Source organism: Marispirochaeta aestuarii (genome assembly GCF_002087085.1).
In the GTDB taxonomy this organism is placed as follows: domain Bacteria; phylum Spirochaetota; class Spirochaetia; order JC444; family Marispirochaetaceae; genus Marispirochaeta; species Marispirochaeta aestuarii.
In genome coordinates this window covers 178,829-203,164 of sequence record NZ_MWQY01000007.1, presented here as the reverse complement: position 1 = coordinate 203,164, position 24,336 = coordinate 178,829, and the positions used below count along the sequence as shown (strand labels likewise).

The following is a 24,336-nucleotide window of genomic DNA, read 5'->3' as shown; positions in this document are numbered from 1 at the left end:
GTCTTGCCATACGGCCGATACGGTTGGTGATGGTATTGGGTGAGACCTTCAGAAGGCGGGCAATATCCCTGATTCCCGAGGAGGTAATGAGGTGGGAGAAGATCTGCCGGTAGGGAAGCTTTTTCTTAACAAAAATATCGAGGCTGAAGGTCTGGGAGGAGAAGCCCGTGCCGCAGTGAAGGCACTGGAAGCGCTGGATTCTGCCGGAAAGGCGGGAGTGATAGCTGCCGTTTCTCACGTACCAGGCTGGAGATCTCGGGGGCAGATGGTGGTGTCTGCACTCACTATTTGGACAGAAGGGGGGATGGAACATGGTGACAACTCCTTTTTATAAATGTTTCTACCGGTAAATACCAGCAGAACAAGGAGTTTGCTTCAGATCATCCCCACGGTTCGGGACACTAAAAAAGAAATTGACATACGTCATTGGGGCCTTCAATAATATCACAGATACCATTCCGATGTATTTTAAGGATATCCGGAATGGTATTTTTATATATCATATGGAGGGTAGTGATTTTGAGTGGACCGGGATGTAGTAAAATCTTTTTGTATTCTCTATTGAGTGTTTTAGTCTCTTCTTTTTTCGTTTATGGAGAGAGTATTTCGTATTCCGGTGGAGGTTTCAGTATCGCTCCGCCGCCCCTGGGCTACACGGGATATTACGGTACCGAGAGTCCGAAACGGCACAGGGTAGATGTGGCATACCAGTACTACGATCTGGAGGTATCAGAGGTCCAGGGAGGTTCCGTTTATGCAAACTCCAGGATACTCGGCGGTTCCTGGGGCTCCTTCTCACTGCAGTACGGCGGGTTCTATCTCTTCGGAACAGACAAGGGTGCTGATAACGGAGCTGATGTGGACATGACTGTTTCGGGATTCAACATTGTTCCCAGCGCAGAACTGGTTCTCTATCGTTCTTCAAAAGAAGTGCGGAAGGGCTTTATGCTTACCTCTTTTTTCGGGATGGACGGGGGATTTCAGTTTTTTACCCAGGATTTCAGTGATGGAGAGTCATCCTACTACAGCAGATTTGCAGGCCCTCTCGGTGGAGTCCAGGCCCATATCCCCGCAGGAAGCGCCTTGATTTCCCCCTTTTTTACCATGAAAAAGCTGTGGGGTGAATCTGTCCATGATGATATAGAGTATGATTTTGATTTTACTATGCTGGGTTATGGCTTTGATATCGTCTGGAGCGGCCTTTCTCTTAGCGGCATTATACAGCCAATGGTGGAAAACGACAGTACGATATACACTATCTCTCTTGGATTTGCACTCTGAGAGCTTTTGTTGAAGTTCATGTAAGGGTATAAAAAAAGGGCTGCCGGTTTGCAGCCCCTTTTTATTACTGATGAATCAGTATGTTACGGAATCCAGTCGGCAACTACGTCCTCGTTCTCGTTCATCCATGCCCGGGCAGCCTCGAGGGTGTCCAGGTTTGATTCATTGATGTAGACCATAAGAGAACCAAGTTCGCTGTTGGTCATGGACATATTACCGAGGAACTGGGCCAGCTCAGGCTTGTCCTCGGCTATGTTCTTGCGGCCGAAAATATGGATATTTCCCACACCCCAGACCTGGTCTTTGTCCTGCTCCAGGAAGGCAAGGTCCCAGTAGCCGAACATGGAGTGGGGCTTCCACCCGGTAACGACAATCCATTCCTTGTTGGCGATTGCGTCCTTGAGGGATGCCATCATCGCAGGTCCGGAAGAGGGCAGCAGTTTGTAACCGGCGTCGGTGAGACCGTAGGCGGGCATTACCTCTTCTTCCGTGGTAATCATTACACCGGCGCCGGCATCGATACCGGTAATGGTCTTGTCCAGCTTTTCCTGTGCTTCCGGTTTCAGAAGATCAGAGATGCTGGATATTCCGGCGTCAGCCATATACTTGGGTATTACCAGACCGCTCTCGGTGCCTTCAAACACGTGTCCCAGATCAACTATCTGATTGGAGTACTTCTCGATGTAGGATTTGTGCAGAACCGGCAGCCAGGTTTCCATAAAAGCGTCTTTGTCGCCCTGGGCGATGGCCGCATAACCGGGGGCTACGTCGGCAGCGGTGATCGTTACCTCGTATCCCATCTTGTCTTCAAGAACTGCCTGGGCAAGGTGTGTGTAGGCTACGCCCTCTTCCCAGTTAACATAAACCAGGTCGGCGGTCTTCTGTGCGCCGGCAGTCTCGCCTTCACCGTTGGCAAAGGTAAAAGTCGCGGCAAGCATAAGCATCATGAGTACAGTAAAAATACGTTGCATAAAACTCCTCCTGTAGAGTTGTAATCAATAATATCCCCGGTGGTCGCGGTGGTGCCGAAACCGCCGGAGTAACATCCTGTTATTTGCTCGGGGGTCCCTGTTTTTTCTGGGTGGATTCTCCCAGGGCCTGGGTTACCCGGTCGAGAAAGATTGCCAGAATAACGATGGAAATACCGCTTTCGAATCCCAGGTCAATCTTCAGCTGGGTGATTCCCTTCAGTACCTCGTTTCCAAGTCCGCCGGCTCCGATCATACCGGAGATTACGACCATGGAGAGGGCCAGCATGATGGTCTGATTGACCCCGGCCATGATTGTGGGCAGTGCCACGGGCAGTTCGGCTTTAAAGAGCATCTGTGATGATGTGGCTCCGAAGGAACGACAGGCCTCTTTTATCTCTGTGGGAACCTGCCGGATTCCAAGGTTTGTCAACCGCACTGCCGGGGGCAGGGAGAAAATCAGTGTGGCCACGATTCCCGGAACGGGACCCAGGCGGAAAAAGAGTACCGCCGGGATCAGGTAGACAAAGGCCGGCAGGGTCTGCATGAAGTCAAGGATGGGCCGTGTTACCCGCTCTACCATATCGTTCTTGCTGGCCCAGATTCCCAGGGGGATACCGATGGCCATGGATATTATTACCGCGGTAATAACCAGCCCAAGAGTGTCCATGGTGGCGCTCCAGAGTCCCATGATATAGATCAGTAGAAACCCGATTATCGTGAATATTCCAACCCAGCGCTTGGCCATCCACCAGGCAAGAGCTCCGAAGATGGCGATCATGACCAGCGGATGCGGAAAGGTAAGAAGGGTATTCAGTCCGCTGAGTACAGTCCGGATAACCAGGGAAATTGCATCGAAGACCCCGTCCATATTTTCCGTGAGCCAGTTGATGACGGCTTCGAAGGCGCCGCCGATATTAAATATTTCTCTCAGATTGTTCATTATGCGTTCTCCCGTGTTTCAGCATCTTCTTCCTGGCCGTTCAGTTCGCTTAAACGGGTCGGGGCGGCTTCATCGTCGATGCCTATGGTAACCTCCGCCAGAATCGCGCCGCGGTCAACAACCCCGTGAAAGACGTTATTCTCATCAATTACTGCGATGGGATAAGTTGTCGTTACCGCGGTTCCGAGAAGATCGGATATGGCAGTGTCGGGATAAGTGGTATAGATATTGTCCTGAATAATCGGGGTCAGATCTTTCTGCCCCTTTTTTGCCGCTTTTGCCGCGTCGTCGATGGTTACAAGGCCCATCAGTTTCCGATCACTGTCGGTTACAAAAATCGCGTTCAGGCGGTTCTTTTCCATGATGCGTGTGGCAGTCGCCGGGCCGTCCGCGGGGTAGCTGACCGTGGCATGACTTTTCATGATGGACGAAGTGGTGATCACCTTGGTCCGGTCGACATTCTGAACAAACTCTTTTACGTAATCGTCGGCGGGGCTGGAGAGGATTTCCTCGGGAGTTCCGATCTGTCGTACCCGTCCTTCGGGACCCAGTATTACTATCCGGTCGCCGAGTTTGAGGGCTTCATCCAGGTCGTGGGTAATAAAGATGATGGTTTTGTGCATCTTTGCCTGAAGTTCCAGCAGTTCGTCCTGCATCTGGGTTCTGATCAGTGGATCAAGGGCGCTGAAGGCCTCATCCATTAAAAGGATTTCCGGATCATTCGCCAGGGCCCTGGCAAGACCGACTCGCTGCTGCATGCCTCCTGAAAGCTGCGCGGGCTTGCTGTATTCAAAACCCTTCAGGCCGACGAGTTCTATGGCCTTCATTGCCTTTTTCTGCCGTTCGTCCTTGTCCATGCCGCCGATTTCAAGGCCGAATTCAACGTTGTTGATAACGCTTCTGTGGGGCAGCAGTCCGAAATGCTGAAAGACCATGGACATTTTATAGCGCCGGGTTTCCCGGAGCTTTTCCTTGTCCATTTTCATGATGTCCTGTCCGTCCAGGATGATTTCGCCCCTGGTGGGTTCGATAAGACGATTCAGGCAGCGGATCATGGTTGATTTGCCGCTTCCGGAAAGACCCATAACGACAAAGGTTTCCCGTTTTTCGATGTCAAAGCTTGCACCGTTTATTGCGACGGTGCATCCGGTACGCTTGAGTATTTCTGGTTTGGACTTCCCCTGTTCAAGGAGGGGAAAAACCCGTTTCGGGTTTGGTCCGAAAACCTTGTAAAGGTTTCTGACGGAAATTAATGCCATGTATATTGTTCTCCTTAATTGAACACAGTATTCATATCACAAATTCTTTGCATCCTAGGCAAATAACTGCTTAGAATACTAATAAAATTCTCTGCAAAAGTCCAATAGTATTGAAGTTTGTTACTCTTGTAGCAGGAATAATTCAGCTTTAAAGCCTTTGAATTATTCAATATTATTTTGTATACTATAGATAAAGATAAATTTCAAGTCCGATACTAACTTTCAAGTGATCCTGTGTATAATCGAGTTAGTGTTCGGCTTGTCAAAAGGCAAATTATAGATATACTTCGTATAATAAAGACAGAATGAGATGGCACGCAAACGAGATATTAGTGAAGAAGTGCTGGTTACAATACGTCAGATTGTCCGCGCTATTGATCTTCACTCAAAAAAACTGGCGAAAACGTATGGTTTAACCGGACCCCAGCTGATCGTCCTTCAGGAAATTGCCGATCGCGATGTCCTGACGACGGGGGACTTGGCAAAGAACATTTCTCTGAGCCATGCGACAGTAACGAGTATTGTCGACAGGCTGGTTGCACGGGGACTGGTCCAGCGAATCCGGGGTATACAGGATAAACGCAAGATGTATCTTCGCCTGACTGAGGACGGTCTTGACCGGGTAAGGAACAAACCGTCCATGCTCCAGGATAACTTTATCAAAGCCTTCAACAGCCTGAACAGCTGGGAGCAGACACTTCTTCTCTCTTCCATGCAGAGAATTGCCGCCATGATGAACGCAGACGGCCTCAAAACCGATTCATTCCTGATCAGTCACCCCGCTTCATTTACCGAAGAGGAGTTGGAAGAGTATTACAAGAAGGAGTAGCATGAGCAGTCTCCATGGCGATCTTGAGCTCCTTTTTGAACGGACTATTCCATTCAGATTCCTTCCCCTGGCTGAACGTCAGAAACTCGCCGGCAATATGGACCGGCGTGTCTATGTTCAGGGAGAGACAGTCCTTGCCCACGGAATCAGCCTGTATCCTGAGTTCTTCTTCGTTCAAAGCGGCAGTGTAGGGGTCTATGATCCAAGGCTGCCGGATCTGCGCAACAATCTGATACCCGCGGGCAGTTATTTCGGCGAGCGGGGGGTCCTGTTCAAGGAAGCCTACCGATTTGATTTTATCGCCGAAGAGGAGACAATCTGTTATGCTGTTCCGGCTCAGGTGTTCCTGGGGATTCTGCGATCCTCCCGGGCCTTTGCCCAGGCCCTGGGGAGCATTCTCCTGGATAAGCAGGGGATTTTTGCGGAGTTCAGCAGTTTTTCCGCAGAAATCATGCGGGCTGTCAACCGGGGATTCCTTGATATCCGCGGATTACTCCGACACTATCGGGAACTCGAGCCGGCCCTTCATCCTCTGCTCCGTTCTCATGAGATTGATTTCGGAGCGCTGTTATACGCAGTCCGGCGGCTGCCTGAGAATGTAACGAGGAATCATACCTATCTGCTGACGGACGATTTGCCCACCGAGTTTTCCGAGCCCGAGCTGTTTTTTACCGCCATCGAATCAAAGGCCAGGCGGAGGGATATCTGGGAGATGCTTCCGGGTAAGAGCATGGTACTGCTTCGCTCCGGCATGTCCGATATGGTGGATATTATTACCCTGTTGTGTCTCTATGCTGTTGAGGCGGTGAAGATACGCAGCCGTCTTCATGATCCTTTTTCCATACGCCTGGTGGAAGAGGGAAAGCTGCAGCAGCATCAGAATCCTGAAAAAACTGCAGAATTAGAGAGCTCCCTGCTGGAACAGCTGGATTTCTCACCCCCTGAGATAGAGGGACTGAAATCGGTGTGGCCCCGGGCGGTTCTCCCCCGGCTCAGCGAAATCGTCCGTCACAGGGAGAGCATCAATATCGATTTCCGGCGGCATGTACCGACCTTTCACCGCCATCGGTCCCAGGCTTGGACGCATCAGGTAGCAGACGCTGCAAAAAGACTGCTGGGTTTTGAGCCGGCGGATCTGCCTGAGGATGTTCCTGTTTACATTATCAGCTCCAACGATCACTCCGTGGCCAACTGTCTGAATCCTGATCCCCGGCGTTACGGGGACCAGATTCTCCAGTGGGGCAAGGAGATCCGCCATCCCTATACAGAGAATCCCTGGGAGAACACCGAGGACCTTATCTACGCCATGGGACCTGATTTCTGGCGAGCCCACCCCGGACTGGAACGCTGCAACGAGCTGGAGTGCGGGCTTCTCCGTTTAAGCGATACCGCCTCCACGGGAATCCAGGTACAGCTGGTAAATATTGCGGCCCTGAAACTGGACGCCCTGGACAGGAGCATACCCAGACCCGGGAGTCCCGGCACCGGCCTGATAATAAACATTGACTACGCCTTCGGCGAGCAGGCGGAGGATATAATACGGAACCTGATTCTGCTTTTCGGGCGTAACCTCGCGGGAATCAACGTTCTCGGCAAGGCTGGTGCCCTTGTAGGGCGGAGGGGTGATATCCTGATTCCCGATGCCTTTATCGAGCAGGCTTCCGACAGGTTTTACCCCTTAAGCGGAGCACAGCCCGGTACGGCGGAGCGTCTGGCCAGGCTCGTCCCCGGACGGGATGTTCACTCCGGTCCGATTCTCACGGTTGCGGGAACCCTCATGCAGAACCGCCGAATGCTCTATTTTTATCGTCATATATGGGGCTGCATCGGTCTCGAGATGGAGGGAACCTTCTATTACCGGCAGCTTCTGGAGGCCGGAGAGCTTGGTGTTATTCCGAGGGAGGTACCAATCCGATTCCTCTATTATGTTTCCGATCTTCCCCTGGCTCACAGGGATTCCCTTAGCGTCCGTCTGCATCCGTCGATGGGTATTCCCCCTCTGTATGGAATAACCAGAGAAATCCTGACATCTATTCTCTCCTAGTATTTATTATTGATTTTCAACAGAAGATATGGAATAACTAAAGTACAGGCATATAACGGAGCGGAAACATGAAGAAGATCCTCATTATAGAAGAGTCGCCTCTTTTCCGGGATTATCTGGGCAGAAAGCTGGCGGAGTATGACATCGAGGTTGTTCATGGAGTTAACGGCCTCGACGGGATGCTCAAGATACGAAGCGAGATTCCCGACCTGATCATCATGGATTATTTCCTGACTCGTAAAAGTGCCCTGGAGGTTCTTCAGGAGAAGCTGCGGAACCCGAATACAAAAAATGTTCCGGTTATAATGATGGCCACGAAACTGGGAAGCAAGCATATCATGGAGCTGGCGAAATTCGGGGTAAGGAAGGTTTTTACCAAGCCCCTGAAGCTGGATGCCCTGCTCAATACCCTGTCCGGACTTCTGGGAATATCTGTAACCATCGATCCTACTCCGTCCATTATCGAGGCCCATTTCAATGAAGAGATCCTCTTTATCGAGGTGGCCCAGGGGCTGAATACGGAGAAGATCGTTCTTCTGAAATACAAAATAAAGGAACTCATGTCCCTCTATTCCGTGCCTGTGCCCAAGGTCCTGCTCATGCTTGCGGGAATCGAACTTGGCGATCATTTCCGGGAGAAGCTGGACCTTCTGTTCAGGACGGTTCTGGAGGAGGCTCAGGAGAATCCCCAGCTGATCAAGGTCCTCAGCTCGTCGGAAAAAATATCCGACTTCCTTCGAAACAGCAAAGACTATGCCTCAATAGGTGTAACCGACAGCCTGGAAAAGGCCATGGATGATCTTATCGGGCTGAAGCCGGATACCTTTGCTCATGATGAAATCGCCAGAGAGCGAATCCTGAGCAGTTCGGCTCCCACCGGTGAAGGCCAGGAGAGCATTACCATGCGCTTTGAGGGTGAGAATTCAATTACCAAAGCCATGGGTGCCCTGCGGGGGAATGCCCTGGTGGCTGCTGTGGATGACGACATGGTTATCAGGACCCTTATCAGTACGGTTTTTCAGAGTGCGGGCTGGACAATAGATCAGTACGAGGACGGGAAGGCCTTTGTCGATTCCCTGGGGGAGAAAAATTACGATCTGGTCTTCCTGGATCTGATGATGCCGAATATGAACGGTTTCCAGGTGCTGCAGGAGCTGAAAACACGGGGGCAGGAAATCCCTGTAATTATTTTCTCGGCCCTCTCAAAGAAGGAGACGGTTCTGAAGGCCCAGGAGTATGGAGTCCGGACATATCTGCGCAAGCCTCTGAAGCCCGAGACCCTGCTGCAGAAGGCGGCAGAGGTTCTGGGGGCGACCTTTTAGGTCCCCTGAACTGGAGAGATGGGGTGACTCCTTCGATCTGTCAGGCTGTATTCGATAATGTTTCCGTGGGGCTGGCTCTTCTTTCCCGGGATCTCCGGGTGCTGGAAGCGAACAGGGTTTTCCTGTCCATGCTCGGCCGTCCCGGCATTGACAATGATCTGTATCTCACGGAGATTGTTGTTCCCGAAGACAAGGAACTGTTAAAAAAGAGCTTTGAAGCCTTTCTCCAGGATTCCGGCGGGAATCGCAGTATCGATTTACGCTACGATCGTTCAGGATTCGGGGTAGGCTGGTGCAGTATTCAATGGGCGCTTATACCCCATCCGGACCGGAAGGGAAGCTTTCCCATGGCCGTAATATCCGAGGTCTCAAAGGAGAAAGAGGCTGCCCTGCGCCTCCAGCTTGAAAGCGCCGAAGCGCGAAAGGCTGCTCAGATCAAGTCTGATTTTCTTGCCAACATGAGTCACGAAATCAGGACTCCCATCCACACCATCACCGGCATGTCCGAGCTGCTGCTGGATACCTCCCTGGATGAAGAACAGCAGGAGTATGCCACGCAGGTCCAGTATTCCGCGGATGTTCTTCAGGGTCTGATCAACGATATCCTGGATTTTTCCAAGATTGAAGCGGGGCACCTTAAGCTTGAATCCATCGATTTCAATCTGCACGACCTGGTGGAAGATTCAGTCAAGCTGGTTTCCATGGAGGCCCATAAAAAGGGACTGGAGGTGGCGGTTTTCTTTGAACAGAATGTGCCCTATCTTCTTACCGGCGATCCCGTCCGCCTGCGTCAGATTATCGTCAATCTCTTCAACAACGCCGTCAAGTTTACTCATCAGGGAGAAATTATTGTCAGTGTTTCCCTTATGGAGGAGAATGACCAGGAGGCGACTCTGCTTTTTCAGGTAAAGGACACCGGGATAGGGATTCCCGAAGACAAGCGGGACAGGCTGTTCAAGGTCTTCAGTCAGGTCGATTCCTCCACTACCCGAAAATACGGGGGGACCGGTCTGGGGCTTTCCATTTCCCGAAATCTCGTTTCCATGATGGGAGGGGAGATAAGTGTGGAGAGCGAAGAGGGGCGGGGGTCGATTTTCCGTTTTACCTGTATTCTGGCAAAACAGGAGGAAGAGAGTCTCTATCGCAACCTTACGGGGGAATTTTTCGAGGGAATCCGTGCCCTGGTCTGCGACGACAGTATGAGTTCCCGGGAGATTCTCTGCAGTTACCTGAAGGGTTGGGGCTGTCTGGTGGAGGAGGTTGGCAGCGGCGAGGAAGGTCTGGCTCTGCTTCGGCAGCGCCAGGTGGAGAAACGGCCCTTTTCCATCGCCCTGGTCGACCAGATCATGCCCGGGATGGACGGCTGGCAGCTTGCCAGCGAGATAAACTCCGACAAACAGATCAATACCACCAAGCTTGTTCTTATGAGCCCCGCCGGCAAGAGCGGTGAAGAGGCCAAGATGAAGCTCCTGAAGTGGTTTGACGGCTATCTGAACAAGCCTATCAAAAAGAACCAGCTTTTTGAGCTTCTCTTCAGGATTGTGAATGAGGAAGTGGAACTGGAGTCCATCGAATCCCTGGAACTCGCGGAAGAGCTCGAGTCGGCCCTTACCGTGGAAAAAGGAAAGATCCTGGTAGCCGAGGACCATGAGGTTAATCAGATCCTTTTCCGGACGATTCTGGAGAACGATGGTTATACCGTCAGTGTCGCTTCCAACGGAAAGGAGGCGGTGGCCTTCGCGGAGCAGGATTCCTTTGACCTGATTTTCATGGATGTGCAGATGCCTGAGATGAACGGTTATGAGGCAACCAGAGAAATCCGCAAAGCCGGGATAGAAACACCCATCATCGCCGTTACCGCTTCGGCGATCAAAGGCGAGCAGGAAAAGTGTTTTGAAGCCGGTATGGATGATTTCCTGACCAAACCTTTTAAAAAGAATGATCTTATGCCTGTGCTGGACAAATGGGCCATGGGCAGCATGGTTGCCCGGAAAGACCGCAGTCCCGGGACGAGGGAAGAGCAGAAAGAGCGTATCGAGATCGATCAGGAAGTATTTTCCTTCGACGAAGCGGTTTCCACTTTTATGGGGCAGACCGAGGTTGTCATCAAGGTCCTGGAGGGTTTTCTGCCCAAGGTGGAGCGTCAGATTTCCCAGATCAAAAGCGACTTGAAGACGGAAAACTTTGAACAGATCTCGGCGGATGCCCATTCCATCAAGGGGAGTTCCTGGAATCTTATGGCAAAAAGGCTGGGGAACAGGGCCTTTGAACTTGAAAAGGCCGCGAAAGAGAATAAAAGCGATGCCTGTGCACTGAATGTCATGGGCCTCGAGGATGCCTTTGCCGAGTTCAGGGAAGCGGCGGAACAGATTCTGGTCCGTTATTCCGAATAGTCGAATTCGATGTATGAGAATCCCCGGGGTTCCGCAAGCCGCCGGATAAACTCCTCTCCCCGCTGGCGGGCCCGGCGGATGAGTTCCTTTTCATCGGTAAAAGAGTCGATCCGCAGGGTAATATATTCGGTGAGACGCTTCCAGTTTTCCGGGCTGATCTCGAGCCCCGGATAGGGATACCGTCCGGTGGCCGGGTCCTGGACAATAATCTCGGTTATCTCCGGTTCCGGCAGGCGAATCACCAGGCGGGACTCGTTCCACAGAAGGTTCTCCTCCAGGGGAAAGCCCTCAAGCTCAAAACCGGCCCTGGCAACCAGGGTAACAACCGCGAAGCCCGGATCCCGGGACAGGAGATCAATCCCGATACTTTCGCAGAAACGGTAAAATTCGAGAAGCTCCTGTTCTTTCGGATCCGGTTCCCCCACCTCGGCGGCATGGAATACCTGCCACCAGTCGGGGTCGGGGGGCATAAAGTCGTAGGGGAATACCGTTTTATGAACCAGTTCGACGGTATTCAGGCGATATACCCCTCGGACCTCCGTGAGCAGGGTTTCCCGGGCATGTACCCGTGATCTTTTGACCAGGGAAAGGTCCCAGTCGAAGGGATCAAAGCGGTAAAACAGGAAGGCCCCTCCGGCAAGGATGAGTGCCAGAAGCAGGAGGAATATCAGGCGGCGAATTCTCTTCATGCTCCTTCCTCCCCGGGATCGACGGTGATAAAGCGGATTTCCCGGTATCCGGCTCCCGAGAGAATACCCCGAATCAGGGTTCGGGCGTTTTCCTCTGCCTTGTCCAGAATCCCCCGGCTTATGGCATCGTCCCGTACAGACTCTTTGCTCAATTCGATCTCATCGTAGTATTCGGTATGGGTAATCGATCCGCCGCGTTCCAGCAGAAAGAACTGCTCGATACTCTCCTCGTCGGCGTCAATAAGAAGGATTTCCGCCGGTGGAAGGAGAATGTCGATCCTTCTCGTACCGGCGGGTCGCAGTTGAAAGCCCCTGTCCAGGCGAATTCCCGCCTGGACCCTCATGTCGACGGCGAATAGAAGCCGTTGATCCAGGGTTCTGAAACCAAGAAAGCTGTTCTCCTTTCCCAGGTATATTACCTCCCGGTAGATGTGCTCATAGGATGGTATCTCCAGAACTGACCGGATCTGCTGCCGTATGGGGGATAGTCTTTGTTCAGAATCGACACTGCATCCGGAAAAGAGAGCAGCTATGCCGATGAGAAGGCAGATACGCAGGAACTCTGTACTGGGGCGCGACATTTTTTACCTCGCGATACATGGACTTTTTCCGCCCCCCGGAGCCGGCCGGATTCTACACGGGAATTCCGGCGAAACTCCGGTCTATCTCCCGCCGCAGTTCTCCGTATTCCCGGGTAACGGGAAACTCGGGGTACTCGGCGATTATATTCTCCGGAGGCCGAAACAGCACGCCCGCGTGGGCGGAGGAGAGCATGCTGATATCGTTGTATGAGTCTCCGGATGCGATAATGCGCATGTTCAGGGAACGCAGGGCTTCGACGGCTTTGCGTTTACCGTCCTGCTGTCGCAGGCGATAACCGGTAATGCGGTGAGCATCGTCCACTTCCAGGGTGTTGCAGAAGAGGGTCGGCCAGCGGAGCTGCCGCATAAGCGGTGAGGCAAACTGGTCAAAGGTGTCGGAGAGGATTATTACCTGGTATTCGCTCCTCAACTCTTCCAGGAAGTCTCCTGCCCCGGGTAGAGGACTCATGGAGGAGATTACCTCCTGGATGTCCTTCAGGGTAAGGCTGTGCTCATCGAGAATTCCGAGACGTTTTTTCATCAGGACATCGTAATCGGGAATATCGCGGGTTGTAAGGCGGAGCTCTTCGATTCCGGTTTTCTCTGCCACGTTGATCCAAATTTCCGGTACCAGGACCCCTTCCAGGTCCAGACACACAACTCGCATACTGACTCCTCTTATATGGTCGCCGTCGGCTTGAAGCCTCCGTCTCCCGCGGTTCTCGTCGACTGTTAACGGGTACATCATTATTATCAGGAGCGGGGTGTTTTGGCAAGTAAAGGAAAAGGGCCGGCGAAGGGCTCGCACCCCCTTCGCCGGCGAATATTCTGCAAAGGCGATTGAGCCCTTCAGGAGCCAGTTTTAAAAAAGGCAGGAAAAACTGAGTTCAATAAAATCCCTTTCGTCGAAATGGCCGAAGTTGCCGCCTTCGTCGCCACCGAAAATGGAGGCAGCAAGGGAGAATTCCAGTTCGTCGTGGAAAAGTGCTTTTATGGAGGGTTTGAGAAGGTAATCCCGGTCCTCCAGACCCAGGATAAATTTCAGTTCAGGTTCAACGGTATTCCTGTTCCAGGAGTCCCTGATGCAGAGGATAAGCATGTTTTCGGTGGTCGGGCTATTGATCTGAACGTCCTGTGGGGATTCTATGGCATCGCTGTTCAGAAGCAGGGTTCCCGTTTCCTGAATGTTGATATTGATCCGTGAGACCGGCAGATTGCAGTCAAAGCCTCCAACCCAGCGGAATTCGCTGTTCCGGACCTCCGGGTCATCCCCCTGGTAATCCCCGGTGGCGTACCAGCCGGCTTCGGCCCGCAGAGTCAGTTCTCCGGCGACGGCTGTCCCGTGAATGCCCACCATGTTGACCTGGTCGTAACTCAAGCTTTCATCGGCGATATTGACCGTCGGCTGACGGTAGTAGCCCAGGTAGTAGATACCCCCCAGGTCAAAGGAACCGATGCTTTCGGTATAGCGGAATGCAAAGCTGCTGTGGGAAAAATCCGCGGTTTCTTCTTCCGACAGAGTGGAAATGCCGTAGAAGGTCATTGCTTCCTGAACTTCTGCTACATCCCGGGGGACCCATGTCCCTTCCCAGGGGATTGTGTCCGGGGTAAAGACCGGCAGGTAGACCAGCTCAAGCAGGCCATCCTTGGCGGGGATGTTCAACTTGATCATTGCTTCCGCCTCCTTGCGCTCCGCGTAGTCGGGGTTGATAAAATCGCTGTAATCCATGGGGGTAAGGATATCTACCGCATGGACCTTGTCTCCGGGGCCCCAGATTGGTTTCATGTATCCGATCTCCAGGTCAAAGTATCGGGCGTAATATCGCAGGTAGGCCTCATCGATTCGGCCCTGAGCCTGCTTTTCTCCGGGGATCTGTTCAACCCGGCCGCTGACCCGGATATCAGTCTTTTTTCCACGAAAATCCAGATCGAGACGAAGTTCAGGAACGCTGAGAAGTTCTTCTCCGTCGCCGAAACCGTCATCATTGACGGCATAACGGGTACTCAGTTCGAGTCTTCCGCCGATTTCCAGGGGTGATGAGGCTGGTACCGTCTGATCTTCCTTCTCAAAAAAGGAGCCGTCGTTAAAGCCTTCTTCTTCAGCGTGAAGCCCTGCTCCAAAGACAGCAGTAAGTATCACCAGAAGAATCCACTGTTGTTTCATGTATTGTCCTCCTATTCGGTCCTGCCTGTTTCCAGGTAGCGGGTGGTGAATCGCCGGGGATTTACCGGTTTGTCGAGTTCTATCCGCTGCTGTACGAGCCGGGTCCCCCGACCGGTTCGTGTGTTTTTCATCAGCACCGACAGGGGGGTCCAGTAGCTGTCCACGATTTCCAGCTTTTCCACGGTGAATATCTTCTCTATCTCTTCATCCTCTCCAAAGAGCTCCATCCGCAGAGTCCGCATGATTTCCCGGTCCCTGGTAATCCAGCGGAGAACCCTGCTGTACTGGCTTTCCGTCCCTGCTTTGGGGAGGGATTCAACGATCCAGCATGCATAGCCCAGGGCTTCGCCGTCCCCCAGTCGGGTATAGCTGTAGTCGTCAATCTCCCTGCTTTTCAGATCATCGTAGCTGAACTCCGTCCCCATGAAGGAGTCTCCTCCTTCGGATGCGGATATTCGCCGTACCTTCCTCAGGGCGGGAAGATAGATCCACTGGTCATCATCACGGTCCTCGTTCTCCTTGACCAGGAACCTGGTGTCCCGGACAGAGGCAGGGGTGTGAAAGACAATAACCCTGTGCTTCCTTCCGGTTGTATCCAGGGCGCTCCACTCTTCGAATACGCGCTCCTTAAGCGATCCGTCAGCTTCGATTATGTTCATTTTTACCAGGGCATGGCTGGTATCAGGCTCGTTTGCAGCGTCCAGCCATTCCATTATCTCACGCCCGGTCTGGGCGTTTGCAGCGGCAGCAGAGAGGAACAGAATACTCGCCAGAAAAAAGATTTTCCTGCTCATTACGTATCCTCCTTTTGATTGGTCAGGTGAGGTCCTGGACTCCTTGCCATGCCTGCAGGCTTGAAGGTATTGAGGAGTCCGGGAACCACGGTCAGTGAGGCAACGGCGGATGTAATCATGGTAAGGGAAATCAGAATCCCCAGGTACATGAGGGGATTGAAACGGGAGAAACCCAGTACCAGGAAGCCCGCCGCTACAGACAGGGCATTATAGATGATGGCTTTTCCGCTGGTCCGGAGAGCCGATGCGGTAACCTGGGATACATCCTCCGTTACCAGGCGGGCCTGGCGGTAGGCGGACAGAAAATGGATGGTGTAGTCAATACCGATCCCGATGGCAACGCTTCCCACCATGGAGGTCGCGATGTCCAGTTTTATACCGCTTATCCCCATCACTCCAAAGTTTATCAGCACGGTCAGTCCCAGGGGGACTGCGCCGATAAGTCCGACCGCCAGGGAACGGTGGTTCAGTGAAACGATAATGAAAACAGCTGCCAGGGATAGCAGGATACTCTGAATCGCAGCCCCGGTAACAAGATCACTCACCGCCTTCTCTGCAAGGGCGATTCCGGCATACCCGACGGAGTACCCGGGGGGGAAGTTCTTTGACACAAAGGTTTCGATTGCCTGCAGTAGTTCCTTTGTAAAGATATTTCCCGGTGTTGAGAGGCTGACGGCCATGCGGGCGGTCCGGGGTTCCAGGCCGTCGTCGGCGAAGGAGTCCAGGCTCCCGGAGTAGAGCAGCAGGTACTGGCTTATCAGATTCCTGAGATCCTCAGGGCTTTCCAGTCCGTAACGCAGCGGATCGGCGGGGATCTCGTCCCAGGCAAGGCCGTCGCGGTTGGTAAGGACTCCGGTAAGGCGGATCAGTTCGGAGGTTCCAATCTCCATGGTATCGGCCCCGGCGCAGGCCTGGAACAGAAGTTCCGCCGCCGCGGTATATGGGTCCGCTGCAGCGGTGTTGGCCTGTTTCGTTTCCTGGATCTCCGGACCGGTACTCCAGGCGGCGGCTTCCGCCCAGGGGTCATGCTCCGTGCCGCTTTTCGGATCGTTCCGTGAGAAGGCGGATTCCGACCATTCCTCGCTTTCACTCCAGCTGCTGTCTGCAGCCGGAATGTTTTCGGAGCCCAGTTTCCCCGGTTCGTCAACGTGCATGACCTGGTTCATTCGCCGAATGAAATCGGAGAAGGAGACGACCTTCGCAACCTGTGAATAGTTCTTTTCCAGCCAGGCGGCGAGTTTATCCATGGCGGCGAGTATCCGGGGCTCCGCCATGTCGCCGGGCTTTTCCCCTGAGATGATGATGTCGAAGCTTTTGGTCCCCACGAACTTTTCCCGGATAAAACGGTCGGAAATCCTTATGTGGGTGGAATCCTTGAAGTATTCCACCAGGGCGTTATCCACAATCAGCTGTGCGGCGCCCCAGGCGGCACCGAGGCTTACGAGGAGAGCAATAACGAGTACGGCGGTTTTCCCCTTCGTGGTATTAGCGAGCAGCTTCTCCAGAAGGGTTCTCATGAAGACCCCTCCGCTGCCTGTGCCCGGACGCCTCTTCTGATATGGTCGCCGCCTCAGGAGCAGGACAGACGGCAGAAAGAGCAGGGCGGTAATCAGGGCGATTACGACCCCCAGGGCGGTAAAAATGCCGAAGCTGCGCATGGGAACAATTTGACTGACTCCCAGGGAACCGAAGCCGATGATTGTGGTTATTCCTGCGAGGGCGACAGGCTGCCCCACGTGGCGCAACGTTCTGAAGACTATCTCCCTCTGCTCCTCCTTCGGATCGGCTTCGTCGAAATAGCGGCTCATCAGGTGAATTCCGTAGGCCGATCCCACAGCCAGCATCAGTACCGGGATGACCGTGCCGAGTATCGACAGGGGGATATGCAGCAGCGCCATGACACCGATAATCCAGACAGTGCTGATGCTCACGGTAATCATCGGGAGCAGAACCCCCAGGAGGCGGCGGAAGGTAAGACTCAGGACAAGCAGAAGCACAATCAGCACGAAGGGAACCAGGGTTTTCAGGTCACTGCGCATATTATTGCTGACAAGGACGGTGAGGGCTGGTGTTCCGGCAACATGGAAACGATAGGGGGTCTCGGCGTACGTATCGGTTATATTCAGGATTTCCCGATAGATGGTCTCCTGTTCCTCCGGACTGAGCTCAGTTGAATAGCGGACCCCGATCTGGGTTGCGCTGTAATCCCGGGAGATCAGGAGACCATGATAGATCTTCCAGGAGATCAGCTTCTCTTTGAGGGCCGCCGCGTCCTCCGGGGTATAGGGCCCCTCCCCGGGGATCAGGGCTTCAACGACCATTCCTCCCCGGGTTCCTCGAATGTAGTCAGTGGAGAAGAGGGACTTCACCTCCTCCACGCCGGGAATTTCTTCCATACGGCGGGTTATATCCCGCAGGATTCCAAGGGCTTCGGGCTGCAGGATGCTGTCCTCCGGGGCTTCCATAGCCACATCGATCAGCATGACTCCGCCGAAGAGCTCCTGCTGTTCCTTCACCGCGAGCCTGGCGGGGTTGTCCTCGGGCAGAAAGTTCAGTACCTCGTTATCGAATCTCAGATCCGGAAGCTGCAGGCTAAAGAACAGGGTTATTCCGAGAAACAGCAGTATGTTGATCATGGGGTAGCGATAAAGCAGTTTCATAAAGGTTTACCCTTCCAGCGGGATGACCGGTTTCAGGACTGAATCCGTGAGAAGATCCCTGCCTTTGGGGGTCAGTATTCCTTCCAGGGTTATCTTTACACTGTCCTTGAGTACCTGGACCCGGGATACAGCGCTCTCTTCCCGGTGTTTTTGCGAGGTAACTCCTTCCACAATATTCTGAAAAACCTGAGCAAGGCGCTGTCGGGGAATCGAAACGGCTATAATCCCCTCCTCTTCCGCCTGCTGGATAAGCTTGGTAATGACGTCCAGGGTGGACTCTCTGAGAAGTACGATGGGACGGGAATCAAGGCCCTCGTGGTATCGGTTCAGGTCCTTGAAGAAAGCGGAATCCTTCATGCCGATCTCATGATAAGCGTGTTCCAGAATACGGTTGAGCTTTTCCGGAAAAGGAATGGAAAGGTCGTCGGTAATCCGCTCCATCTCGGAGCTGATACGTTCTACCATGGTCTCGATCATCGAGTTGAAAAGAGTCTCTTTGCTGGCGAAATGGTTATAAATAGTTTTCTTGCTGATTCCAAGACGCTCAGAAATCTCTTCCATTCTGACCTTGGCGTAACCGAAACGGGTAAAGAGCTCGGCGGCTCCCTGGATGATCCTGTTTTTCATACCCTGGGACATAATTTACACTAATTATACAGTATAAGTGTAAAAATGCAACTAATGCCTCGGTATTTTTACCACAAAGCAGGTTCCTCCTGAGGTTTCTATCTCTATGGACCCATCCAGTCTGGATACGTGCTGCTTCAGCAGAAAGAGTCCGTAGCCTCGTTTTCCCGATTCCTCCTTGGTGGTATAGCCTTTGGTGAAGATCAGGTCATGGTACTTCTTCGGGATTCCCGGTCCGGTATCCCGAACCCCGATCAGTATAGAATCTGTCCCGTGCTTCAGGAGAACCGTGATTTTCTTCACTGAGGCTTTATCCGTTTTAAGGGCGTCTATGGCGTTTTGAATGAGGTTTCCTATGATTATTACAAAGGAATCCACATTTTCCGTATGTATCCTGGGAAAAGAGCTTTCTGGATCAATTGTGCATTCAATGTGGTTCTCCCCCGCCTCTTTTATTTTCGCCAGCAGCAGTCCGGAGATAGCCGGCGATCCGATCCTGTTCCTCAGGAAGTCGAAGAGTTCCTGCTGCTTTGTCATGGTGGCGGTAATGTAACTGGCGGCTTCCTTAAAACGGTGCAGCTGAATCAGGCCGGATATTACATGGAGCTTGTTCAGGTGTTCGTGGTGCTGGGCCCGCAGGGCGTTTATGTAACTTTTTACTTCTGTAAGTTCCTCGGCCAGTTTCCTGATTTCGCTCATATCGCGGTAGGAGGCGACAGCCCCTATTGTTTCTCCCCTGGATATCATCGGTTTACGGCTGCAGAGGACGATTCGACCGTTTATGGTCTCCTCCTGATCGATGAGGGGGATTCCGGATTTCATAATCTCCGGAAGCCGTGTCTCCGGGAACAGTTCCTGCAGCGGTTTTCCGATACAATCGCCGTCCAGGGATAACAGTCGTTTTGCGTTTTCATTCAACTCGATTATAGTGCGCTCTCTGTCAATGGCGATGATTCCCTCGTTTATGCTGGAAAGAAGAATATCCCTTTCCTCCATAAGGGCGGCAATCTCGTAGGGTTCCAGTCCGAAGATGGTTTTCTTGATATTCCTGGACAACAGGATTGCACCGATCAGTCCTATAACAAGGGTTCCGAGGGTCAGCAGGTTCAGTACCGCCGTATATTTTCGCTGCTGGTTTTTTATATCCGTCAGCAGCTTGCCCACGGAGACCACCCCAATCTGCCCGTCTTCCGAGAGGATGGGTACAAAGCTCCTGAGGGAAATCCCCAGAGTGCCCTTTGCTGTGGAGGTATACCGTTTTCCCCGGATGGCTTCCTGTTCATCACCGCCCACAAAATGCTTGCCGATTCTGTCGGGTTCCGGATGGGAATAACGGATGGACTCCATGTTCATGACGACGATAAAACTCACACCCGTCATCTCCTGCAGGTTTTTTGTTACAGGCTGGATTGTGGATGAAGGGTCCGCCTCAGAAAAAGCTTCGATAATCCTGGGGTCCCGGGAGACTGTATCCGCGATGGTGAGGGTCTGCCTCTTTCCTTCGTTGATTATATGCTGCTCAATCTGCTTGTTAAAGGTGATTATTTCGATGCCCAGGGCAAAGAGGAGCAGCACGGCGATGAACAGAAAGATTCTGGCCTGCAGGGAAAATACCTGTTTCATGCTGAAAAACCTCCACAGCCTATCACGGTTTTCTCCCGAGTGCCATGGAACGGTGACGAGACCGCGGTTTTTCTTTCTTGACTGGTCAAGTTTTCTCTCCTATCATGTCTTGCAGCGACAGAGAACGGATATCGGTAACGGAGGTATTGTATCACTGTCAGGGATGATGTGCGGGGGCGCATATGAAAAGCATCAGAACGATGATAGTAGAGGATGATTTTAAAGTTGCCGAGATCAACAAAGAATTTGCTGAAGAGGTTAGCGGCTTCAGTGTTGAGAAGATTGCCAAAGATGCCGCAGAGGCGCTGACCTATCTGGAAAACAATCCGATAGATCTGATTATTCTCGATATTTATCTTCCCGATATGCATGGGACCGAACTCCTGAAGATGGTTCGAAAACATGAATACGCCGCGGACATCATTCTTATTACTGCAGCCCATGATGCGGAAACAGTTGAATGCTCCATGCGATACGGCATCTTCGATTATATCGTAAAACCCTTTGCCTTTACCCGCTTCAGGGACGCCCTTGAACAATACCGGGACTACAAGGATTCCCTGAATGAGAACAGGCATTACAACCAGGAAAAAATCAATGAATTTGTTGCCTATAATCAGCATCCCGATTCCATGGAAAAACTGCCCAAGGGTATAACGCGATATACCCTGGACAGAATAATTGAGGCCCTTGATTCGTTACATACATCCTTTACCATCGAGGATGTAATAAGCCGGGTCTCCCTTTCGAAGATCACCGTCCGGAGGTATCTTGAATACCTCCACGAAAGAGGCCTGGTTTCCAAGGATTTCGAATACCGGAAGGTCGGCCGTCCTCTGGTGGTGTATTCAAGTCAGAGATAGCTTCACAGTTTCATTCCAGTCTTGCCAGGGCCCATTCGAAGGCCTCCTGAAGCATTTCCTGGGGCGGCTGCTGAATATATCCGCCGTCGATCATCATTCTGGTCAGCTCCCGGGCTTCCTTGATGTCCCTTTCAGCCGCCGCGTAGATCTCCTCCCGGGTCAGGCTCAGACGAGCGAGTCCTTCTTTCATTGCCTGGAGGGCGACATCCGCGGCCTCGTAGGGAAACACCCCGGTCTCGTCCATGGTGGCGATTATATTGTCCGGGCCGATTCCCCGTTTCTCGGCGAAGCTTGCCAGGGATTCGGCTGCCGCGATGGTCATGCCGTCGGAGATCTTTCCGGCCCGTACAAGGAGAGCCCCTTTCAGTATCCCCGGGAAACCGACGGAATTGTTTACCTGGTTGGGAAAATCTCCCCTGCCGGTGGCGACGATAAAGGCTCCCGCTTCTTTGGCTGCGTAGGGATAAATCTCCGGCACAGGGTTTGCACAGGCGAACACGATCGATTTCGGGGCCATGGAACTGATCCATTCGGGCTTGACCGTATCAGGACCGGGCTTTGAAAGAGCGATAAGTACATCCGCTCCCTTGATTGCTTCTTCTACTGTGGGGATTTTTTTGGGGTTGGTTTTGAGGCAGAGGTCCCATTTTCGGTAGAAACGGGAATCAGCCCGGATGTCCTCCCGTCCGGCGTGGAGGGAGCCCTTGGAATCGAAGATGATCATATTCTCCGGGTTCCCTCCGGCTTTGATTATGATGCGGGCAATGGTGGCGTTGGAGGCCCCTGCGCCCAGCATCACGATCCTGACCTCTTCCATCTTTTTTTCCGCCACCTTCAGGGCATTGATAAGTCCCGCCAGGGTGACGCAGGCTGTTCCCTGGGCGTCGTCGTGCCAGACAGGTATCTCACACTCCTCCCTGAGGGTGTCCAGCACCTTGTAGCAGTTGGGCTGGGAGATGTCTTCCAGGTTGACGGCACCGAAGGAGGGTTGCAGACGTTTTACAAACTCGATTATGGCGTCAGGATCGTGTTCACCCTGCTCGTTACGGCTGTCCATGCAGACCGCGGTGGCGTCGATTCCGCCGAGATACTTCATCAGAAAGGCCTTGCCTTCCATGACCCCCAAACCTCCCGGGGGTGTACAGTTACCGTCCCCCAGGACCCGGGTCGAGTCACTGACTACCGCCACCAGGTTGCCGCGGTTGGAGAGTTCCCAGGAGGATTGATTGTTGTCCCGGATGGTGGTTGAGATCTGCGACACCCCGGGGGTGTACCAGACGTTGAACCAGTTGAAGCCGAAGACCCCCGCCTTGGGCAGAGTCTGCATTTTCCCCCCGTAAAAGCGGTGGGAAGACTCCGCCAGTTTTTTGAGGAAGAGGGTCTTGGCAGCCGCGGTTTGCGCCTGGTCCAGGGTTTCGGAAAAAAGTTCATCAAGATTATCAAGGCTTAAAGAAATCTCTTTCATCTGTATGTCCTTTTATAAGCTGGTTAATAAATCAGGCAGGAAGGTGATGATATCAGGCACCATGGTAAGGATGATCAGGCACACAAGAAGTCCCGCCAGATAGGGAAATACTGCGCGCATGACCCGCTCCAGGGGAACCTTGGTGATGGCGCTGGCTACAAAGAGGTCCAGTCCCACGGGAGGGGTAATACAGCCGATCGCCAGGTTGACTACCATCAGAACCCCGAAGAAGAGGGGATCGATACCGAGTTGCAGTGCTACAGGCAGGAAGATAGGGGTAAGGATGATGACAGCCGCAGAGGCGTTGACCAGGGTCCCGATGACCAGCAGAAGAACGTTCATGGCCATCAGAAATATCACCGGTGATTCCGTGACGGAGACGATAAAATGGCCCAGGCGGTGGGGAATCTCCATGTTGGTGAGCAGCCAGCCGAACATCTTGGCCGCCCCCACGATGAACATGATAAGGGTGGTGCTTATCACCGCGTCGAACAGGATCCCGGGAAAATCCTTCAGCTTGAGTTCCTTGTAGATGAACATGCCGACGACAATTCCGTAAACCGCGGCAACCGCGGCGGCTTCGGTGGGAGTGAAGATTCCGCCGTAAATTCCGCCGATGATGATGACCGGCGTCATAAGGGCAAAGAAGGAGTCTTTAAAGGAAACGATCACCTGTTTCGGAGAGAATTTTCCCTCCGGCTGCAGTCCCTTCTTTTTTGCCAGGAAGAAACTGATCAGACACATGCTTATGCCCATCAGGATTCCCGGGGCAAATCCTCCGACAAAGAGATCGCCGATGGAGGTTCCCGCAATTACCCCGTATACAACCAGGGTGATGGAGGGGGGGATGACGATGCCGACGGTACCGCCTGAAGCGACGACGCCGGTTGCCCATTCGCGGTCGTAGCCCTTCTTTTCCATCTCATCCACCATGGTGGACCCGATGGCGGCGGTGGTGGCCGCGGAAGAGCCGGATATGGCGGCGAAGAACATGCCCGCCACGGCTACGACCTGTGCCAGTCCTCCGGTAAGCCATCCAACCAGGGCTGAGGCAAAGTTTACCAGCCGTTTTGTTACCCCTCCGGCGGACATGAATGCCCCGGCGAGCATGAAAAAGGGCACCGCCATAAAGGAGAAGGAGTCGATTCCCCCGTACATCTGCTGCGGAATCAGTACCAGGGGAAGGTCAAGAAAGCCGACCAGGACTATCGCCGCCGAAAGGGCCAGGGAGAAGGCGACGGGTACCCCCAGAAAGGTCAGCACGAGAAACGATCCGAGTAATAGAATTTCCATCATCAGGCCTCCTTTCCGCGGGTTTTCCTGTTTTCTGCAAACAGGACCAGGGAATCCCTTGTCAGATAGAGCAGCATCAGCACCCCGCTGACAGGAATAATTGCATAGACGATTCCCATGGGCAGGTTGAGTGCCGGTGCGGTCTGGAACATCATGGTCCTGGTCATCTTTGATCCCTGCCCGATGAGCAGAAGAATGAATACGAGACTCGCGAGTTTTATGAAGATTTGCAGATAAAAGCCGGTCCGTTTTCCGGAAAGCATGTCCGGAAGAAGCTGAACCGCCATGTGTCCCTTGTCCCCGATAATCAGGGCGGAACCGATAAAGACAACCCAGACAAAGAGAAACCTCGACAGTTCTTCAGACCAGTCAAAGGTGTAGCCGAAGATGTAGCGGGATATGACCTGGAAAAAAATGATTACCAGCATCAGGGCAATGGCGGCTATGGAGATGAAATATAAAATTTTTCTCAGGGCGAAGAATAATCTTTCCATTGTATTTCCTGTAAAGAGTCCCGGGACCCGGCAAAGGGTCCCGG

21 protein-coding genes are annotated in these 24,336 nt (G+C 52.8%); 6 read left to right on the top strand and 15 right to left on the bottom strand.

Annotated features, from left to right (window positions below; genetic code table 11):
- Positions 1-313, bottom strand: a 313-nt coding sequence (locus tag B4O97_RS08010) for a hypothetical protein (protein WP_143305606.1), incomplete at its 3' end; no start/stop codon positions are given.
- 248 nt (positions 314-561) lie between these two features.
- Here B4O97_RS08010 and B4O97_RS08005 point away from each other — a divergent pair.
- Positions 562-1,281, top strand: coding sequence for a hypothetical protein (locus tag B4O97_RS08005; RefSeq protein WP_143305604.1), 720 nt, complete (start codon positions 562-564; stop codon positions 1,279-1,281).
- A gap of 83 nt (positions 1,282-1,364) precedes the next feature.
- Here the strand turns inward: B4O97_RS08005 and B4O97_RS08000 are convergent, their stop codons facing one another.
- The 3 genes from B4O97_RS08000 to B4O97_RS07990 all read right to left on the bottom strand — a co-directional run bounded on the left by B4O97_RS08000 (position 1,365) and on the right by B4O97_RS07990 (position 4,451).
- On the bottom strand, positions 1,365-2,252 hold the full coding sequence (locus tag B4O97_RS08000; protein WP_083049831.1) for a glycine betaine ABC transporter substrate-binding protein: 888 nt from the start codon (positions 2,250-2,252) through the stop codon (positions 1,365-1,367).
- A gap of 79 nt (positions 2,253-2,331) precedes the next feature.
- Positions 2,332-3,192, bottom strand: coding sequence for an ABC transporter permease (locus tag B4O97_RS07995; RefSeq protein WP_083049830.1), 861 nt, complete (start codon positions 3,190-3,192; stop codon positions 2,332-2,334).
- Entirely contained in the window at positions 3,192-4,451 is a 1,260-nt protein-coding gene (locus tag B4O97_RS07990) for a quaternary amine ABC transporter ATP-binding protein (RefSeq protein ID WP_083049829.1), read from the bottom strand. The genes B4O97_RS07995 and B4O97_RS07990 overlap by 1 nt, the downstream gene beginning before the upstream one ends.
- 310 nt (positions 4,452-4,761) lie before the next feature.
- Here B4O97_RS07990 and B4O97_RS07985 point away from each other — a divergent pair, with 310 nt between their 5' ends.
- From B4O97_RS07985 to B4O97_RS07970, 4 genes are all read left to right on the top strand, one after another.
- A complete protein-coding gene (locus tag B4O97_RS07985) occupies positions 4,762-5,280 on the top strand; it encodes a MarR family winged helix-turn-helix transcriptional regulator (RefSeq protein WP_083049828.1) in 519 nt (172 codons plus the stop codon).
- A 1-nt stretch (position 5,281) separates the two neighbouring features.
- Positions 5,282-7,324, top strand: coding sequence for a cyclic nucleotide-binding domain-containing protein (locus tag B4O97_RS07980; protein ID WP_083049827.1), 2,043 nt, complete (start codon positions 5,282-5,284; stop codon positions 7,322-7,324).
- Positions 7,325-7,392: 68 nt separating this feature from the next.
- Entirely contained in the window at positions 7,393-8,646 is a 1,254-nt protein-coding gene (locus tag B4O97_RS07975) for a response regulator (protein ID WP_083049826.1), read from the top strand.
- Between the two features lie 23 nt (positions 8,647-8,669).
- Complete coding sequence (locus B4O97_RS07970) at positions 8,670-11,039, top strand: response regulator (RefSeq protein WP_233142985.1); 2,370 nt, start codon at positions 8,670-8,672, stop codon at positions 11,037-11,039.
- Here B4O97_RS07970 and B4O97_RS07965 read toward each other — a convergent pair.
- The 8 genes from B4O97_RS07965 to B4O97_RS07930 form a co-directional block, all read right to left on the bottom strand.
- Positions 11,027-11,728: a DUF4230 domain-containing protein gene (locus B4O97_RS07965; protein WP_083049825.1), complete on the bottom strand. Its 702-nt coding sequence runs from the start codon at positions 11,726-11,728 to the stop codon at positions 11,027-11,029. The genes B4O97_RS07970 and B4O97_RS07965 overlap by 13 nt on opposite strands.
- Positions 11,725-12,309 (bottom strand): DUF4230 domain-containing protein, encoded by a 585-nt coding sequence (locus tag B4O97_RS07960; protein WP_083049823.1) that lies wholly within the window; start codon positions 12,307-12,309, stop codon positions 11,725-11,727. Before B4O97_RS07960 ends, B4O97_RS07965 begins: the two co-directional genes overlap by 4 nt.
- A 52-nt stretch (positions 12,310-12,361) precedes the next feature.
- The gene (gene thrH, locus B4O97_RS07955; protein ID WP_083049822.1) at positions 12,362-12,976 is read right to left on the bottom strand and encodes a bifunctional phosphoserine phosphatase/homoserine phosphotransferase ThrH; all 615 of its coding nucleotides are present in this window, start codon (positions 12,974-12,976) and stop codon (positions 12,362-12,364) included.
- 195 nt (positions 12,977-13,171) lie between these two features.
- The gene (locus B4O97_RS07950) at positions 13,172-14,473 is read right to left on the bottom strand and encodes a hypothetical protein (RefSeq protein WP_083049820.1); all 1,302 of its coding nucleotides are present in this window, start codon (positions 14,471-14,473) and stop codon (positions 13,172-13,174) included.
- 11 nt (positions 14,474-14,484) lie between these two features.
- On the bottom strand, positions 14,485-15,267 hold the full coding sequence (locus B4O97_RS07945) for an outer membrane lipoprotein-sorting protein (protein ID WP_083049818.1): 783 nt from the start codon (positions 15,265-15,267) through the stop codon (positions 14,485-14,487).
- Entirely contained in the window at positions 15,267-17,927 is a 2,661-nt protein-coding gene (locus B4O97_RS07940; RefSeq protein WP_083049816.1) for an efflux RND transporter permease subunit, read from the bottom strand. The genes B4O97_RS07945 and B4O97_RS07940 overlap by 1 nt, the downstream gene beginning before the upstream one ends.
- Positions 17,928-17,933: 6 nt before the next feature.
- Positions 17,934-18,554, bottom strand: a complete 621-nt coding sequence (locus B4O97_RS07935; RefSeq protein WP_158084208.1) for a TetR/AcrR family transcriptional regulator — start codon at positions 18,552-18,554, stop codon at positions 17,934-17,936.
- Between the two features lie 51 nt (positions 18,555-18,605).
- Positions 18,606-20,177 (bottom strand): ATP-binding protein, encoded by a 1,572-nt coding sequence (locus B4O97_RS07930; RefSeq protein WP_083049813.1) that lies wholly within the window; start codon positions 20,175-20,177, stop codon positions 18,606-18,608.
- A gap of 182 nt (positions 20,178-20,359) precedes the next feature.
- On the opposite strand from B4O97_RS07930, the gene B4O97_RS07925 reads away from it, so the two are divergent.
- Positions 20,360-21,040 (top strand): response regulator, encoded by a 681-nt coding sequence (locus B4O97_RS07925; RefSeq protein WP_083049812.1) that lies wholly within the window; start codon positions 20,360-20,362, stop codon positions 21,038-21,040.
- Positions 21,041-21,050: 10 nt separating this feature from the next.
- Here the strand turns inward: B4O97_RS07925 and B4O97_RS07920 are convergent, their stop codons facing one another.
- From B4O97_RS07920 to B4O97_RS07910, 3 genes are read right to left on the bottom strand one after another with little or no spacing between them, the layout of a single operon-like run.
- On the bottom strand, positions 21,051-22,505 hold the full coding sequence (locus tag B4O97_RS07920) for an NAD(P)-dependent malic enzyme (protein WP_083049811.1): 1,455 nt from the start codon (positions 22,503-22,505) through the stop codon (positions 21,051-21,053).
- 12 nt (positions 22,506-22,517) lie between these two features.
- A complete protein-coding gene (locus B4O97_RS07915) occupies positions 22,518-23,798 on the bottom strand; it encodes a TRAP transporter large permease (RefSeq protein ID WP_198947035.1) in 1,281 nt (426 codons plus the stop codon).
- Between the two features lie 2 nt (positions 23,799-23,800).
- Positions 23,801-24,292: a TRAP transporter small permease gene (locus B4O97_RS07910; RefSeq protein WP_083049809.1), complete on the bottom strand. Its 492-nt coding sequence runs from the start codon at positions 24,290-24,292 to the stop codon at positions 23,801-23,803.
- Positions 24,293-24,336 lie beyond the last annotated feature (44 nt).